We start from the raw sequence: 15,187 nt of genomic DNA, 5'->3' as shown, positions 1-15,187 counted from the left end.
CGGTTAGCGCAGGCACGGTCCCTAACTCACATAGCGTTAGCAGGTTCGAACGGGCACCCAAGCCCAAACGGAAATCACCGCCACCCGAACCACCCACGCCGATGAATTGATAGCCAGCCGCTCAGGCGACGCGCTTTTGGTTACTTTTGTCGCTCGGACAAAAGTGACCCGCCCAGGAGGGCGGAACCAGGCGGTTCAACGGCCAACAGCATGTCACCAACTGCGACATAGTCGTAGAGCACTGCGGCAACGAAAACGGCCCGCGCCCCATGAATCACGGGAAACGGGCCACATGAACCAATCAAAAACTTAGAACTTGAAGTTAGCCGTCAACATCCCAAACCGCCCAGCACCCAGCGCACCGTAGTGGTTATGCGCCTTGGTGTAGTAGGTTTTGTCAAACAGGTTCTGCACATTCAGCTGCAGCGACAGGTTCTTGTTGACGCGGTAAGCCGCCATCAGATCAAAGCGCCAGTAAGACGGCACGTACAGCGAGTTGGCCGGGTTGGCGTAGACCTTGTCAACGTAGTACGCACCGCCACCCACTGTCAGCGCCGGTAGTACCTGATAGGTAGTCCACAGGCTGAAGCTGTTCTTGGGCGTATTCGGGAACTGGTTCCCATTGTTGGCCGCGTTGGCAGCCTGCGGGCCGTTATCGATCAGTTCGCTGTTCAGGTACGTATAGCCGCCGAACAGCCCCCACTTGTCGGTCAGGTTGCCGGCGAAGCCCAGCTCAAAGCCCTTCACGCGCTGCTTGCCCGCATTGACCGTGGTGTTGGCATCGACCGCCACGCGCGCATTGTTCTTCTCAATCTGGAAGATGGCACCCGTCAGCGACAGCCGCTTGGCCAGCAGATCCCACTTGGTGCCGATTTCCACCGAGCGCGCCGTTTCCGGCTCCAGGTTGCGCTGCGCCGCCGTGATGTTGTCGGCGCCGTCACCGTTGGTCGAACCCGGCGGCGTCGACGAGGTGCCATATGACACATAGATGCTGCCGTACTCGACCGGCTTGTAGACCACGCCCGCCTGGTAGTTGAAGAAATTCGACTTGTTGCGGATGTCCACCTGCGCCACGGCCGCGCCCGTGTTCGGGTTGGTATAGGCGTTGGTGAAAGCGTGCGTGTCGTAGCTGTCGTAGCGAACGCCACCGTTGATCATCCACTGCTTGGTGATCTCGACCGTATCGAACAGGTAGACCGAGCGGGTATTGGTCGTAGTGGCCGTGGTGAAGGGCATCTTGGTGATGGTGCCGCGCCACGGGTCGTTCGGGTTCGGGTTGGCCAGCGACGTGCAGTCGAAGCTTGCCAGCAGCGACGCGTTGCAGATGCCTGGGACAGTCGGCAAACTCCGCGTAGGATTGCTCGCAGGATTGGCCGAAAGGACGTTGTACGGCGTGTTGTCGGTATCGTCGCGGCTGAACTCGAAGCCGAACAGCACGCTGTGCTTCACGCTGCCGGTCTCGAACTTGGCGGTCAGGTCGGTCTGGTTGGTCAGCGTCTCGGTGGCGGAGTCTCGGTTCTTGGTGTTGCGCCAGACAAAGCCGCGCGGCACGTTGCCGCGGCTGTCGTCAGGGTTGGTGACGATGTAGTCGTTGGTGGCGCGGCCCCAGCGCGTGGTGTTGCTGAAGACCAGGCCGTTGCGGAAATCATGCTGGACCGTGGCCGTGGCGATATCGCTCTGCGTCTTCTGGAAATCGCGGTCGGTCAGGCCGTAGAAGTTGTTGCGGTCAACGTTTGCGGGCTGCGACGGGTTGGCCTTGGACGACTGGCTGGCCGGGCGCGAGTACGGAATGCTGTAGTCCGGCATGCCGTTGCCCTGCAGATGGTAGTACGACAGCGTGACCTTTGTATCGGACTTCATGCCGAACGTCACCGACGGCGCAAAGCCCCACGAGTTCTGGTCGACCTCGTCGCGGCCCGGCACGTTGGCGGTATAGCCCAGCGCGTTCAGGCGCACGGCGGTGTTGTCGTTGATCACGTAGTTGCCGTCGGCCGTGGCGCGGAAGTACGAGTCCGTGCCCACGCCGATCGAGCCCTGCGCGAAGTTCTCGGCCTGGGGCAGCTTCGACACGATATTGATCATGCCGCCGGCCGAACCCTTGCCGCCGAAGGCCGAGCTGGGGCCCTTGATGACTTCGATGCTTTCGATGTTGAAGGTGTCGCGGGTCTGCGAAGCGGTATCGCGCACGCCGTCGACATAGATGCTCGACATCGAGTCGAAACCGCGGATGAAAGGACGGTCGCCGATCGGGTTGCCGCCTTCGCCGGCGCCGAAGGTAATGCCGGGCGTGGTGCGCAGCGCGTCCTGCAGCGAGTTCGAGCCCGACTGCCGGATCACCTCGGCCGGCACGACGGTCACGGACTTGGGCGTGTCGAGCAGCGGCGCGGTGAACTTGGGCGACTGCGCCTCTTCCACCTTGTAGCCATCGTCGCGCTTGCCGGTCACGGTGACCCGTTCCAGCGTCACCGGCGCAGCCTGGCCGGTGGCGGCGACGACAGGCTGGCTCTCCTGCGCCGATGCACCCTGCATGGCAAACGCTGCGACGGCGCCTGCCAGTGCAGCGGCGAGCGGGGTCAATTCAAACGACTTCTGGTTTCCTTTCACGGTCTTGCCTTCCCTGTGTTGTCTTGTAGTTCTTGACGCGAACAAGCGTGGTCAATGAAGACAAGCCCAAGGAAGCGCACCACCGTCGCCCGTGAATCAAGTCGTCCATCCCCGGCGGGCGATTATAGGGATGTAGGAATCGAAGTACAAATGCGAATCATTCCCATTTTTGTGTTAAGACAAATTTACAACAGTGTTACAAAGTGGCTTGTCCTCAACTGGAAAGTTTGAGTAATCAACGACCTGAGAAGCACTAGTGACGCTCGGAGTTGAAGGAGCGCCTTTCCCGCGGCTGTCGTGAAACATGAAGTGACGCCGACGCTACGGGTGGCACCCGCAGCGCCGGCGGAAACGCTTAAACCTCCAGCCACTCCTTCCGGATCTGCGAGTTCGCCTTGAGTTCGCCGGGCGTGCCCTCGAACACGATATGCCCGTGCCCCATGACGTAGACCCGCTGCGAGATATCCAGCGCAATCGCCAGCTTCTGCTCGATCAGCAGCACCGAGACGCCCCGTTCCTTCAGCGTCTTCAGGTAGTCACCCACCAGCGCCACGATCATCGGCGCCAGCCCTTCGGTGGGCTCGTCGATCAGCACCAGGTCGGGATCGCCCATCAACGTCCGGCACAGCGTCAGCATCTGCTGCTCGCCGCCTGACAACACGCCCGCGGAGGTGTTCTCGCGTTCCCTGAGCCGGGGGAACATGTTGAACATGTCTTCCACCGACCAGCGCGGTTTGGGCTGCCGCGGGTTGCGCTTCTCGCCAAGCAGCAGGTTCTGCCGCACCGTCAGCGTCGGGAAGATGTCCCGGTTCTCCGGCACATAGCCGATGCCGAGGTGCGCGATCTCGAACGTGCGCCGCCCCAGGATCTCCTCGCCGCGGAACTTCACCGAGCCCTCGGCCTTGACCATGCCGAGGATGGCCTTGGCCATGGTCGAGCGCCCCACCCCGTTGCGCCCCAGCAGCGCCACGATCTCCCCTTCGTCGATATGCGCATCGACGCCATGCAGGATATGGCTCTTGCCGTAGTAGGCATGCAGGCCCGTGACTTCCAGCATCCGCTTGCCCATCAGTGCGCTCCTTCGGTGGCGTCTTCGTCCAGCGTGGTCCCCAGGTAGGCTTCCTTGACCTTGCGGTTGTTGCGGATCGCCTGCGGGGTATCGGTGGCGATCACTTCGCCGTAGACCAGCACCGAAATGCGGTCGGCCAGCCCGAACACCACGCTCATGTCGTGCTCCACCATCACCAGTGTCTTGCCGACGGTGACCTTGCGGATCAGTTCGACTGCATGGTCGGACTCGGAGCGGCTCATGCCCGCGGTAGGCTCATCCAGCAGGATCACCTCGGCACCACCGGCGATGGTGATGCCGATTTCCAGCGCGCGCTGCTCAGCGTAGGTCAGAAGGCCCGCCTGTGTATTGCGCCGGTGCTGCATGCCGATCAGTTCCAGCACCTCGTCGGCCCGCTCGCGCGCATCGCGCAAACCCGTCAGCCGGTGCCAGAACGAGTACTTGTAGCCAAGCGACCACAGCACCGCGCAGCGCAGGTTCTCGAACACCGACAGCCGATGGAAGATATTGGTGATCTGGAAGCTGCGCGACAGCCCCATGCGGTTGATCACGAACGGCTGCAGCCCGCCGATCTCATGCCCGTTCAGGCGCACCGTGCCGCTGGTGGGCGCAAAGCGGCCCGAGATCAGGTTGAAGGTGGTGGACTTGCCCGCCCCGTTGGGCCCGATCAGCGCGTGGCGCTCACCCTTCGGGATGCTCAGGTTCACGCCGCGGATAATCTCCGTCTGGCCGAACTGCTTGCGTACCTCGGTCAGTTCCAGTGCCGCCGTCATGCCGTGCCTCCCGCGATCTCCGCCTGCACCTTGTCCCATTCGGCGCGCGACGCGCGCACCGTCAGCCGCCATGCGGCCAGCCCCCCGGCCCACAGCACCGCCGCCACCGCCCATGGCGTCCACGTCGCCGCATCGAAGCCGACGCCGAACAGCTTCATGGCCGTGCCATTGGCGCTGTCGACCTGCACCTTGTAGACGAGTTCGACCGTCACGATCATCGCCACCAGCAGCACCACGCCGGCCGCGCCCGCCTTTGCATAGGAGGGCAGCATGCGGCGCAACCTGCCCTTCGCCGCCAGCGGCAGCTGCATCAGCAGCAGGCTGGCCAGGCCGCCCGGCACGAACATCACCATCAGCACGAAGAACAGGCCCAGGTACAGCAGCCACGCCTTGGTCAGGTCCGACAGCGCCACCGCGAACAGCACGAACACCACCGCCCCGATGATCGGCCCGAAGAACACGCCCGCGCCGCCGATGAACACCGCCAGCAGCACGCCGCCTGATCGCACCGCGCTGACGTTCTCGGCCGAGACGATCTCGAAGTTGATCGCCGCGAGCGCCCCGGAGATCCCGGCGAAGAACGCCGACAGCACCAGCACCAGGTAGCGCACGCGCTGGGTGTTGTAGCCGATGAACTCGACCCGCTCGGGGTTGTCGCGCACGGCGTTGGCGATACGGCCCAGCGGCGTCTGCGTCCACGCGTACATGGCCACCATCGACACCAGGCACCACACCGCGATCAGGTAGTAGACCTGGCGCCCGGGCCCGAAGGTGAGCCCCAAAAACGGGTCGCCGACCACGCGGTTGGTGGAGATGCCGCCCTCGCCGCCGAAGAACTCGGGGAACATCAGCGAGCTGGCGAACACCATCTCGCCGATGCCCATGGTGATCATGGCAAAGGTGGTGCCGGCCTTCTTGGTGGTGACATAGCCGAAGATCACGCCGAAGAACGCGCCGGCGAGCCCGCCCACCAGCGGCAGCATCGACACCGGCAGCCAGACCGTGCCGGCGCCGACCATGTTCAGCACGTGCACGGCAATGAAGGCGCCCAGCCCGGAATACACCGCATGGCCGAACGACAGCATGCCGGTCTGCCCGAGCAGCATGTTGTACGAGAGCGCAAAAATGATCATGATGCCCATCTGCGACATCAGCGTGATGGCGAAGCCCCCGGTAAACACCAGCGGCAGCACCAGCATGATGACGATGGTCAGGCTCCAGATTACCCAGCGCGCCAGGTTCAGCGGGCGGTAGCGCAGGGTGCGGCCGGTCGACACCGGCTCGCGCGGTTGTTGCATCGCTTGCTCCATGGCCTCAGCTCTCCCGGGTTCCCATCAGTCCACGCGGGCGGAAGATCAGCATCACCACCAGCAACAGGTACGGCAGCACCGGCGCCACCTGGGCCACCGTGAGCTTCCACAAGGCGTAGAACGGCGTGGCTTCGCTGACTGCCATGCCAAGGCTGCGCAACAGCCCCGCAAGCGAAGCGTCGATCGTGACCGCAAAGGTCTGCAGCACGCCAATCAATATTGACGCAATGAAGGCCCCCACCAGCGACCCCATGCCGCCGACCACCGCCACCACGAATACGATCGACCCGACCGCCGCCGCCATCGACGGCTCGGTGACGAAGGCATTGCCGCCGATCACGCCGGCCAGCCCCGCCAGCGCGGCGCCGCCGCCGAACACCATCATGAACACGCGCGGCACGTTGTGGCCCAGCGCCTCGACCATCTCCGGATGGGTCAGCGCGGCCTGGATCACCAGGCCGATGCGGGTGCGCGTCAGCACCAGGTAGATCGCCACCAGCATGCCCAGCGACACCAGCATCATGAAGGCGCGGTATTTGGGGAAAGTCGAGGTGAACACCTGGAACAGCGGGCCTTCCAGTTCGGCCGGGATGCGGTAAGGCACCGCGGCCAGTCCCCACACCAGCTTGACGCCCTCTTCGATCAGGTAGGCCAGGCCGAAGGTGAACAGCAGCTCTGCCACGTGGCCGTACTTGTGCACCGTGCGCAGGCCGAAGCGCTCCACCAGCGCGCCCGCGCCAGCGACCAGCAGCGGCGCGAAGATCAGCGCCGGCCAGAAGCCGACCTTGCTGGCGATGGTGTAGGCGAAATACGCGCCCAGCATATAGAAGCTTGCGTGCGCGAAATTGAGCACGCCCATCATGCTGAAGATCAGGGTCAGGCCTGATGACAGCATGAACAGCAGCAGCCCGTAGCTGATGCCGTTGAGCAGGGAGATGACAAAGAATTCCACAGCGTGTCCTTCAAGCTGGTGCCGCCGCAGTGGGGTGCGTTGGCATCCGTCCGGTTGGATTTGGGGTGAGCGTCCCCCTCCGCAGGGCGCATGGCGCCCCGGACGCTACCGCTATCGATCCAGAAAGACCGAGAGTATGCAGGATCGGGCCGCCACGCTGTCACGCTGCATCACCTGCGCGTGTCATCGTGGCCGGCCCGACATGGACAGGATCAGCCCGGCCGCTTCATCTGGCAGGACGTCGGCTGCGCGGACACGTACTGGTCCATCTGCGCGTTGGTCTTCCAGCCGTACCCGGTGTTCTCCTGGTCGTACTTGATTTCCTTGCCGTCGATCTTGGTCCAGGTGGCCACCACCAGCGGCTGCTGGGCCTGGTGGTCCGTATTGCGCATCTCGACCAGGCCGTTCATGCTCTCGACCTTGATGCCTTCCAGCGCCTTGGCCACCTTGACCGGGTCGGTCGAGTTGGTGTCCTTGAACGCCTTGGACAGCATGGCGATGCCGGTGTAGGACGCCATCACGTAGAAGTCATCGTTGTACTTCTTCTTGAAGCCCTCGATGACGTCGGAGCCCTTGAACCCCTTGTTGTTGGGGTTGTAGTAGCCCACGTACTTGACGTGCTCGGCACCGGCCGCGCCCATGGCGGTCGGCACGCCGGTGGTGCCGGCGTAGTAAGTGTAGTAGTTGGTGGTCAGGCCGGCGTCCTTGCCCGCCTTGATCAGCAGTGCCAGGTCGCTGCCCCAGTTGCCGGTGATCACGGTATCGGCGCCCGAGGCCTTGATCTTGGCCGCATACGGCGCAAAGTCCTTCACCTGCGCCAGCGGGTGCAGGTCTTCACCCACGATCTGGATATCCGGGCGCTTGCGCTTCAGGTAGTCCTTGGCCGCCTTGGCCACCTGGTGCCCGAACGAGTAGTTCTGGTTGATCAGGTAAACCTTCTTGACGCCGGGATCCTTGGCCAGGAAGGTGGTCAGCGCCTCCATCTTCATGTCCGAGTTGGCGTCGAGCCGGAAATGCCAGTAGTTGCACTTGGCATTGGTCATGTCCGGGTCCACCGCGGCGTAGTTCAGGTAGATGATTTCCTTGCCCGGGTTGCGCTCGTTGTGCTTGGCCACCGCATCCTGCAGCGCCAGCCCGACTGACGAGCCGTTGCCCTGCACGATATAGCGGATGTTCTGGTCGATCGCCTGCTTCAGGATGGTCAGGCTCTCCTGCGGCGAGAGCTTGTTGTCAAAGCCCACCACCTCGAACTTGTGCGCGCCGGCCCAGCCCTTCTGGTTGGCCACGTCGGCCACGAACTGCCAGCTCTTGAGCTGGTTCTGTCCAACGGGGGCCATTAGCCCCGAAAGCGGATCGATGAAGGCGATCTTCACCGTATCCGCGAGTGCCGAACCCGAAACCAGCGCAGAACCCATTGCGGCGAACATGGCCACACCAGCCACCAGCGGACGCATCTTGGTCATACTGTCTCCTTCACTCTTGTCGTTGGCTTGTCGTTGATTGCAGTCGTTGATTGCGGCCGGCGGCGTGGCGCCCTCCTGTCCGCGCCATGCAGCCGGGCCCCGGGCGGCGCCATGCCGCAAGCAGGCGCGGCGCACCGGATGCTGCCCTGTGCCGGCTTCAGGCCGCCGGCAGCTTGTAGTCCTTGAACTGTTCGCGCAGCTTGAGCTTCTGCATCTTGCCGGTGGCGGTCAGCGGAATCTCGGTGACAAAGGCGACATCGTCCGGGATCCACCACTTGGCGACCTTGCCCTCGAAGAACTGCAGCAGTTCCTCGCGCGTGACTTCGGCGCCGGGCTTCTTCACCACCACCAGCAGCGGGCGCTCGTCCCACTTGGGGTGGTAGGCCGAGATGCAGGCCGCCATATGCACCGCGGGGTGCGCGGCGGCGACGTTCTCGATGTCGATCGACGAAATCCATTCGCCGCCGGACTTGATCACGTCTTTGCTGCGGTCCGTGATCTGCATGAAGCCGTCTTCATCGATGGTGGCGACGTCGCCGGTCGGGAACCAGCCGTCGACCAGCGGGTTGCTGCCGTTGCGGTAGTACTGGTCGATGATCCATGGCCCGCGCACCATCAGGTCGCCGAAGGCCTTGCCGTCCCACGGCAGTTCCTTGCCTTCGCCGTCGACGATCTTCATATCGACGCCGAAGATCACGCGGCCCTGCTTCTCCTGGATCTTGTGGCGGTCGGCATCGGACAGTTCCTCATGCTTGGCCAGCAGCTTGCACGAGGTGCCCAGCGGCGACATCTCGGTCATGCCCCAGGCGTGGATGACGTCCACGTCCAGCGCCTCGAGCGCGCGGATCATCGCTGGCGGCGCAGCGGAGCCGCCGATCACGGTGCGGCGGAAGGTGGAGAACTTCAGGTTGTTCGACTGCACGTATTGCAGCAGGCCAAGCCAGACCGTCGGCACGCCGGCGGAGAAAGTCACCTTCTCCTGCTCGAACAACTCATAGAGCGAGGCACCGTCCAGCTTGGCGCCCGGGAACACCAGCTTGGCGCCGACCAGCGGCACCGAGTACGGCAGGCCCCAGGCGTTGACGTGGAACATCGGCACCACGGGCAGGATCACGTCGCGCGCCGAGCAGCCGAGCGCGTCGGGCAGCGCCGAGGCGTACGAGTGCAGCACGGTGGAGCGGTGCGAATACAGCGCGCCCTTGGGATTGCCGGTGGTGCCTGAGGTGTAGCACAGGCTCGACGCGAGGTGCTCGTCGAACTGCGGCCATTCGTAGTTGCCATCCTGCGCGTCGACCAGTTCCTCGTAGCAGAGCAGCGGCACCTTGGACTCGGCCGGCATGTGGGCGCGATCGGTCATCGCAACCCAGCCTTTCACGTTTGGGCAATGCGGCGCGACGCCCTCTACCAGCGGCAGGAAGGTCAGGTCGAAGAAGACGTAGCTGTCTTCGGCATGGTTGACGATATAGGCAATCTGCTCGGGGAACAGGCGCGGGTTGATGGTATGGCAGACGGCGCCCATGCCCGACACGCCATAGTAAACCTCCAGGTGGCGATAACCGTTCCACGCCAGCGTGCCGACGCGCTCGCCCTGCTGCACGCCCAGCGCGCCGAGCGCCTGCGCCACCTTGCGGGCGCGCAGTTCGCAATCGCGGTAGGTATAGCGGTGCAGGTCGCCCTCGGTGCGGCGCGAAACGATTTCCGTCGGCCCGTAGTAACGGGCGGCGTGCTTGATGATGGAGGAAATGAGCAGCGGCGCGCTCATCATTTGACCCATCAATGCCATGAAACTGCCTCCTGAAGTCTGGTGGATTCGTCAAAAAAACGAACAACCGTACTATTTTTTGGCGGTTGTCCGCGTGCCTCGAAACAGCGTCACTGCGATTCTGTTGTGCACTGCCGTACTGCTGTGGTTAAGCCGTGTGGTGAAGCGTGGTAATCGGGGCCGCAATTCTGCGAAATCCATGCACTGGATTCATGTGCGCATTGAAGGAGGGAAATAAATGCGCGGTGCGTGGCGGTCTCACCGGATGTGAGCCGTTGAGGACGTACAATACTGCGTGGCATGTTGCACCTCAACATGTCGTTTTCCCTAGCCATCTACGCATTCCCGTGCCCTCGCCATGCGGCGCCCGCACCGCCCCGGACGCGGCTTTGCGCGCCGCACCCGAACCCGCGGATTGCGCTTGCCGCGCGCCCCTATCGCGATGCCAGACACGCCCCAGTCCAACGCCTTGCACGACTTCGATACCTACGGTGCCAACGGTGCCGCGGCGCTCGCCGTACCGTTCGACACCACGCCCGGCTTCTCCGTGCTCGGCGAGAAATTCTTCACGCGCCTGCAGCCAACGCCGCTGCCCTCGCCGTACCTGGTAGGCGTGGCGCCGGCCGCCGCGGCGCTGCTTGGCTGGGATGGCGGCGTGGGCGCCGAGCCCGGCTTTGTCGAGACCTTTGTCGGCAACCAGATGCCCCGCTGGGCCGATCCCATTGCTACGGTCTATTCCGGACACCAGTTCGGCATCTGGGCCGGGCAACTCGGCGACGGCCGCGCGATCCGGCTGGCACAGGCCGACACGGCCACGGGCCCCTGGGAAATCCAGCTCAAGGGCGCCGGACTGACGCCCTACTCGCGCATGGCCGATGGCCGCGCGGTGCTGCGCTCGTCGATCCGCGAGTACCTGTGCTCGGAAGCAATGGCCGCGCTCGGCGTGCCGACCACGCGCGCGCTCAGCATCGTCGGCTCGGATGCACCGGTGCGGCGCGAAACCATCGAGACCTCGGCAGTGGTCACGCGCCTGGCGCCGACCTTTATCCGCTTCGGGCATTTCGAGCATTTCGCCGCGCATGACGACGTGGCCTCGCTGCGCCAGCTGGCGGACTTCGTCATCGACAACTTCATGCCGGCGTTGCGCGACGAGGCACAGCCATACCAGGCGCTGCTGCGCGAAGTCTCGCTGCGCACTGCCGACCTGGTCGCGCACTGGCAGGCCATCGGCTTCTGTCACGGGGTGATGAACACCGACAATATGTCGATCCTGGGCCTGACCATCGACTACGGCCCGTTCGGCTTCCTCGATGCGTTCGACGCCAACCATATCTGCAACCACTCCGATACGCAGGGCCGCTACGCCTACAGCCAGCAGCCGCAGGTGGCATTCTGGAACCTGCACTGCCTGGCACAGGCGCTGCTGCCGCTGTGGCTGCCGGCGGTGGACGCCGACAAGGAAGGCGCCCGCGATGCCGCCATCGAATCGGCGCGCACGGCGCTCGATCCGTTCCGCGACCGCTATGCTGCCGCCTTTTTCCGCCACTACCGCGCCAAGCTTGGCCTGCGCCCGCCGGCCGGCGGCGATGACAAGGTTGACGAGCCCCTGCTGACCAGCCTGTTCCAGCTGCTGCACGGTCAGCGCGTCGACTACACGCTGTTCTGGCGCAAGCTGTGCGGCATCTCGTCGCACGATGCCTCGCGCGATGCGCCGGTGCGCGACCTGTTCCTGGACCGCGCGGCCTTCGACGCCTGGGCCGTCGACTACCGCGCGCGGCTGCGTGCGGAGCAATCGGACGACGCCGCGCGCGAGCTGGAAATGCTCGCGGTGAACCCCAAATACGTGCTGCGCAATCACCTGGCCGAGACCGCGATCCGGCACGCGCGAGAGAAGGATTTCAGCGAAACCGGGCGCCTGCTGGCGGTGCTGTCGCGCCCCTTCGACGAGCAGCCCGAGGCCGAGCACTATGCCGCGCTGCCGCCCGACTGGGCCGCCGGGCTGGAAGTCAGCTGCTCGTCATGACCGGATTGCGCATGTGCCCGAGCCTGCACGCCGGTGCCATCCGGTGTAAGGTTCGCGCCAGTGCGCCGACCAACGAAGGTTCCGGGGCCAGGAGTTCCGAGGCCAGAAGTTCCGAGGCCATTATCCCGGGCAAGACCGTGAGGAAACGACAATGACCACCACCAAGACCGACGCCGAGTGGCGCGACCAGCTCTCCGACATCGAATACCGTGTGACGCGCGAAGCCGCGACCGAGCGCCCCTTCACCGGCCGCTACTGGGATCACTGGGAACGCGGCATCTACAACTGCGTCGGCTGCGGCACGCCGCTGTTCGAGTCCGCCACCAAGTTCGATGCCGGCTGCGGCTGGCCCAGCTATTTCCGCCCCATCAACGGCGAGGTCATTGCCGAACATGCCGACCACACCCACGGCATGGTGCGGGTGGAAGTCCGCTGCAAGGAATGCGGCAGCCACCTGGGCCATGTGTTCGAGGACGGGCCGGCCCCGACCGGCCTGCGCTATTGCATCAACTCGGCTGCGTTAAAATTCGACGATCGCGACCCGGCGCAGCGTGAGGCGGATCATGCCCACGATGCCGGCAGCGGCAACGAACCCCGGCGCGACCCGCAGCGCTGACAAGCGCCGGCCATCGGGCCGGCAACAACCTGGTACCGCATGAAATTCCTGTTCGACCTGTTCCCGGTCATCCTGTTTTTCGCCGCCTTCAAGCTGGCCGACATTTACACCGCCACTGCCGTGGCCATTGCCGCCACGGTGGTGCAGATCGGCTGGGTCTGGTTTCGCCACCGCAAGGTCGAGCCGATGCAGTGGGTCAGCCTGCTGATCATCGCCGTATTCGGCGGCGCCACGCTGGTGCTGCACAACGAAACCTTCATCAAGTGGAAGCCGACGGTGCTCTACTGGATGTTCGCCGTGGCACTACTGGGCTCGGCGATGGTCTGGCGCAAGAACCTGATCCGCGCCATGATGGAAAAGCAGGTCACCCTGCCCGATCCGGTGTGGGCGCGCCTGAATGCCGCCTGGGCCGGGTTCTTCGCGGCCATGGGTGTGCTGAACCTCTACGTGGCCTATCAGTTTTCCACCGACGTCTGGGTCAACTTCAAGCTGTTCGGCAGCATGGGGCTGATGCTGGTGTTCATCGTCGCGCAGAGCGTCTGGCTGTCGCGGCACATGCCCGAGAACAGCCAGGACTGACGCTTCTGCCGTTTTATCCCCGATAAGGAAACTACCGATGGCAGCCAATCCCGCCACGATCGAGGCACTGCTGCGCGAAGCGCTCGCCCCCAGCCACCTGGCCGTGCGCGACGACAGCGCACTGCACGCCGGACATGCCGGCGCCGCATCCGGCGGCGGACATTACGACGTGACAATCGTCAGCGAGCGCTTTGCAGGTCACAGCCGGGTTGCGCGACACCGCATGGTGTATGATGCGCTGCGCAGTCTGTTCCCCGCGCAGATCCACGCCTTGGCCGTGACTGCGTACACCGACCAAGAGTACCAATCGCGCGCATGAGCGCGTTTCTTTCAGCAACTCTCAGACCAGATTCCATGAAGACCACCGTCCTCTCGTTCAGCCTGGCGGCTGTGCTTGCAGCTGGCAGCTTGCCGGCCATCGCCCAGAATGCCGCCGTCGTGAATGGCAAGGCCATTCCGTCGACAAAGCTGGACAAGTTGATCGCCGGCACCGGCCAGCCCGACAATCCGGAGCTGCGCAAGCGTGGCCGCGACATGCTGATCGACCGCGAACTGCTCGTGCAGGAAGCCAACAAGCGCGGCCTGACCCAGCGCGACGACGTGCAGGAGCAACTGGAACAGGCACGCCTGAACGTGCTGGCCGGCGCGGTATTTGAGGACTACGTCAAGACCCACGGCGCCAGCGACGCCGAGCTGCGCAAGCAGTACGACAAGATCAAGTCGCAATTCGGCAATGGCAAGGAATACCATGCCCGCCATATCCTGGTGGAGAAGGAAGCCGACGCCAAGGCGATCATCGCCAAGATCAAGGGCGGCGCCAAGTTCGAAGACCAGGCCAAGGCCGCCTCGAAGGACCCGGGCTCGGCTGCCAACGGTGGCGACCTGGACTGGGCCAACAGCGGCAGCTACGTGCCGGAGTTCTCGGCGGCCATGACCGGCCTGAAGAAGGGCCAGATGACCGATACGCCGGTCAAGACGCAGTTCGGCTGGCACATCATCGAGCTGGTCGACGTGCGTGAAGCGAAGATCCCGTCATTCGAAGAGGTCAAGCCGCAGCTGATGCAGATGCTGATGGGTGACCAGAACTGGCAGCGCGAGCAGTTCCAGGCCATGATGAAGTCGCTGAAGGACAAGGCGAAAATCCAGTAATCACGGACCGGTCGCCCCCACCGGTCCTGCAAGGTTGAACGATGCAGCGTGTGGAGACGACCGCCCCCTACTGGCAACTGTGGCATCTCACGTCCCGGGGCATGTGCTATTGCGCGCTGGCCTGGACGACTCTGGACGGCGCCGCCCCTGGCTGGCGCCAGCTCCACCCCTACCTTCCCCTGCGTGACCGTTATGCGCCCGAGAAGATCCTGCACGCCGTGGTGGCGTACAAGGAGGCTCGGGGTGAAATCAAGCCTGCACCTGGATTTGAATCGGGGCGGATGTTGACTTATGCGTATGCGTCTTGGAGTTCTAGGTTGATGGCGTAGGTTTTGGGGTGAATCGGCTTTAGTAGATTATCGACGGTCCTCGCAGCTGGTGACATGCTGTCGGCTGTTGAAGCGTGGGGTCGCGGTTGGTGACATGCTGTCGGCCATTGAAGCGTTGGAGTCGCGGTTGGTGACATGCTGGTCGTCGTTGAAGCGTTGGGGTCGCGGCTGGTGACATGCTGTCGGCCGTTGAAGCGCCTGGTTCCGCCCTCCTGGGCGGGTCACTTTTTGTCCGAGCGACAAAAAGTAACCAAAAAGCGCGTCGCCTAGCGGCTGGCTGGGCCAATTTGGCGCTTCTTGATGTATGGGCGTTATTGGTCTCAGTGAGAGGTGGTCGCGGTGCCAGCCTGCTACGCCAGGTGAGTGAGTGTGGGTGCCTGGCGAATCCCCACTTTTGAACCATCCCCAGGACGGGTGTAGGCCGCCTGCTGCCTGCGGTATCGCGTCATCGCCTACGGCTGCGCTGCGCGCGGCTCAGTCTCGCGGGTGAGGTGCCCCGGCACGAACCCGCATTGCTTCTCTCGCTGGGCAGTGACGGCAATGGCCAAGGCGAGATCG

At 64.0% G+C, this 15,187-nt stretch carries 12 protein-coding genes; 5 read left to right on the top strand and 7 right to left on the bottom strand.

Features of this window, described 5'->3' with window-relative positions:
• Window positions 1–309 precede the first annotated feature (309 nt).
• The 7 genes from E1J61_RS34805 to E1J61_RS34775 all read right to left on the bottom strand — a co-directional run bounded on the left by E1J61_RS34805 (window position 310) and on the right by E1J61_RS34775 (window position 9,954).
• Window positions 310–2,529: a TonB-dependent siderophore receptor gene (locus tag E1J61_RS34805; protein ID WP_207951300.1), complete on the bottom strand. Its 2,220-nt coding sequence runs from the start codon at window positions 2,527–2,529 to the stop codon at window positions 310–312.
• A gap of 430 nt (window positions 2,530–2,959) precedes the next feature.
• Window positions 2,960–3,673, bottom strand: a complete 714-nt coding sequence (locus E1J61_RS34800) for an ABC transporter ATP-binding protein (protein ID WP_133098361.1) — start codon at window positions 3,671–3,673, stop codon at window positions 2,960–2,962.
• Window positions 3,673–4,446 carry an ABC transporter ATP-binding protein gene (locus tag E1J61_RS34795; protein ID WP_133098360.1) on the bottom strand — a complete coding sequence of 258 codons (774 nt, stop codon included), beginning with the start codon at window positions 4,444–4,446 and terminating at the stop codon, window positions 3,673–3,675. The genes E1J61_RS34800 and E1J61_RS34795 overlap by 1 nt, the downstream gene beginning before the upstream one ends.
• Window positions 4,443–5,756, bottom strand: a complete 1,314-nt coding sequence (locus tag E1J61_RS34790; RefSeq protein WP_133098359.1) for a branched-chain amino acid ABC transporter permease — start codon at window positions 5,754–5,756, stop codon at window positions 4,443–4,445. Before E1J61_RS34790 ends, E1J61_RS34795 begins: the two co-directional genes overlap by 4 nt.
• Window positions 5,757–5,760: 4 nt before the next feature.
• The gene (locus tag E1J61_RS34785; protein ID WP_029048186.1) at window positions 5,761–6,708 is read right to left on the bottom strand and encodes a branched-chain amino acid ABC transporter permease; all 948 of its coding nucleotides are present in this window, start codon (window positions 6,706–6,708) and stop codon (window positions 5,761–5,763) included.
• Between the two features lie 212 nt (window positions 6,709–6,920).
• Window positions 6,921–8,171 (bottom strand): branched-chain amino acid ABC transporter substrate-binding protein, encoded by a 1,251-nt coding sequence (locus E1J61_RS34780; RefSeq protein WP_133098358.1) that lies wholly within the window; start codon window positions 8,169–8,171, stop codon window positions 6,921–6,923.
• Window positions 8,172–8,328: 157 nt separating this feature from the next.
• On the bottom strand, window positions 8,329–9,954 hold the full coding sequence (locus tag E1J61_RS34775; RefSeq protein WP_133098357.1) for a 3-(methylthio)propionyl-CoA ligase: 1,626 nt from the start codon (window positions 9,952–9,954) through the stop codon (window positions 8,329–8,331).
• Window positions 9,955–10,375: 421 nt separating this feature from the next.
• On the opposite strand from E1J61_RS34775, the gene E1J61_RS34770 reads away from it, so the two are divergent.
• The 5 genes from E1J61_RS34770 to E1J61_RS34750 all read left to right on the top strand — a co-directional run bounded on the left by E1J61_RS34770 (window position 10,376) and on the right by E1J61_RS34750 (window position 14,300).
• The gene (locus tag E1J61_RS34770) at window positions 10,376–11,956 is read left to right on the top strand and encodes a YdiU family protein (protein WP_133098362.1); all 1,581 of its coding nucleotides are present in this window, start codon (window positions 10,376–10,378) and stop codon (window positions 11,954–11,956) included.
• 151 nt (window positions 11,957–12,107) lie between these two features.
• Window positions 12,108–12,572: a peptide-methionine (R)-S-oxide reductase MsrB gene (gene msrB, locus E1J61_RS34765; protein WP_063242135.1), complete on the top strand. Its 465-nt coding sequence runs from the start codon at window positions 12,108–12,110 to the stop codon at window positions 12,570–12,572.
• A gap of 39 nt (window positions 12,573–12,611) precedes the next feature.
• Window positions 12,612–13,151, top strand: a complete 540-nt coding sequence (locus E1J61_RS34760; RefSeq protein WP_133098356.1) for a septation protein A — start codon at window positions 12,612–12,614, stop codon at window positions 13,149–13,151.
• A gap of 37 nt (window positions 13,152–13,188) precedes the next feature.
• Window positions 13,189–13,470 carry a BolA family transcriptional regulator gene (locus E1J61_RS34755; RefSeq protein ID WP_133098355.1) on the top strand — a complete coding sequence of 94 codons (282 nt, stop codon included), beginning with the start codon at window positions 13,189–13,191 and terminating at the stop codon, window positions 13,468–13,470.
• Between the two features lie 35 nt (window positions 13,471–13,505).
• Window positions 13,506–14,300, top strand: coding sequence for a peptidylprolyl isomerase (locus E1J61_RS34750; protein WP_133098354.1), 795 nt, complete (start codon window positions 13,506–13,508; stop codon window positions 14,298–14,300).
• Window positions 14,301–15,187 lie beyond the last annotated feature (887 nt).

The sequence above is a fragment of the Cupriavidus sp. L7L genome (genome assembly GCF_004353535.1).
GTDB classification, from domain to species: Bacteria; Pseudomonadota; Gammaproteobacteria; order Burkholderiales; family Burkholderiaceae; genus Cupriavidus; species Cupriavidus oxalaticus_A.
The sequence above is the reverse complement of the archived record's forward strand: the minus strand, read 5'-3'. Positions and strand labels throughout refer to the sequence as shown.

Bases quoted from the DNA above. Each gene is read 5' to 3' on its own strand.
- E1J61_RS34805 (WP_207951300.1), bottom strand. From the start codon at position 2,529: ATGCAGGGTGCATCGGCGCAGGAGAGCCAGCCTGTCGTCGCCGCCACC.
- E1J61_RS34800 (WP_133098361.1), bottom strand. From the start codon at position 3,673: ATGGGCAAGCGGATGCTGGAAGTCACGGGCCTGCATGCCTACTACGGC.
- E1J61_RS34795 (WP_133098360.1), bottom strand. From the start codon at position 4,446: ATGACGGCGGCACTGGAACTGACCGAGGTACGCAAGCAGTTCGGCCAG.
- E1J61_RS34790 (WP_133098359.1), bottom strand. From the start codon at position 5,756: ATGGAGCAAGCGATGCAACAACCGCGCGAGCCGGTGTCGACCGGCCGC.
- E1J61_RS34780 (WP_133098358.1), bottom strand. From the start codon at position 8,171: ATGACCAAGATGCGTCCGCTGGTGGCTGGTGTGGCCATGTTCGCCGCA.
- E1J61_RS34775 (WP_133098357.1), bottom strand. From the start codon at position 9,954: ATGGCATTGATGGGTCAAATGATGAGCGCGCCGCTGCTCATTTCCTCC.
- E1J61_RS34770 (WP_133098362.1), top strand. From the start codon at position 10,376: ATGCCAGACACGCCCCAGTCCAACGCCTTGCACGACTTCGATACCTAC.
- msrB (WP_063242135.1), top strand. From the start codon at position 12,108: ATGACCACCACCAAGACCGACGCCGAGTGGCGCGACCAGCTCTCCGAC.
- E1J61_RS34760 (WP_133098356.1), top strand. From the start codon at position 12,612: ATGAAATTCCTGTTCGACCTGTTCCCGGTCATCCTGTTTTTCGCCGCC.
- E1J61_RS34755 (WP_133098355.1), top strand. From the start codon at position 13,189: ATGGCAGCCAATCCCGCCACGATCGAGGCACTGCTGCGCGAAGCGCTC.
- E1J61_RS34750 (WP_133098354.1), top strand. From the start codon at position 13,506: ATGAAGACCACCGTCCTCTCGTTCAGCCTGGCGGCTGTGCTTGCAGCT.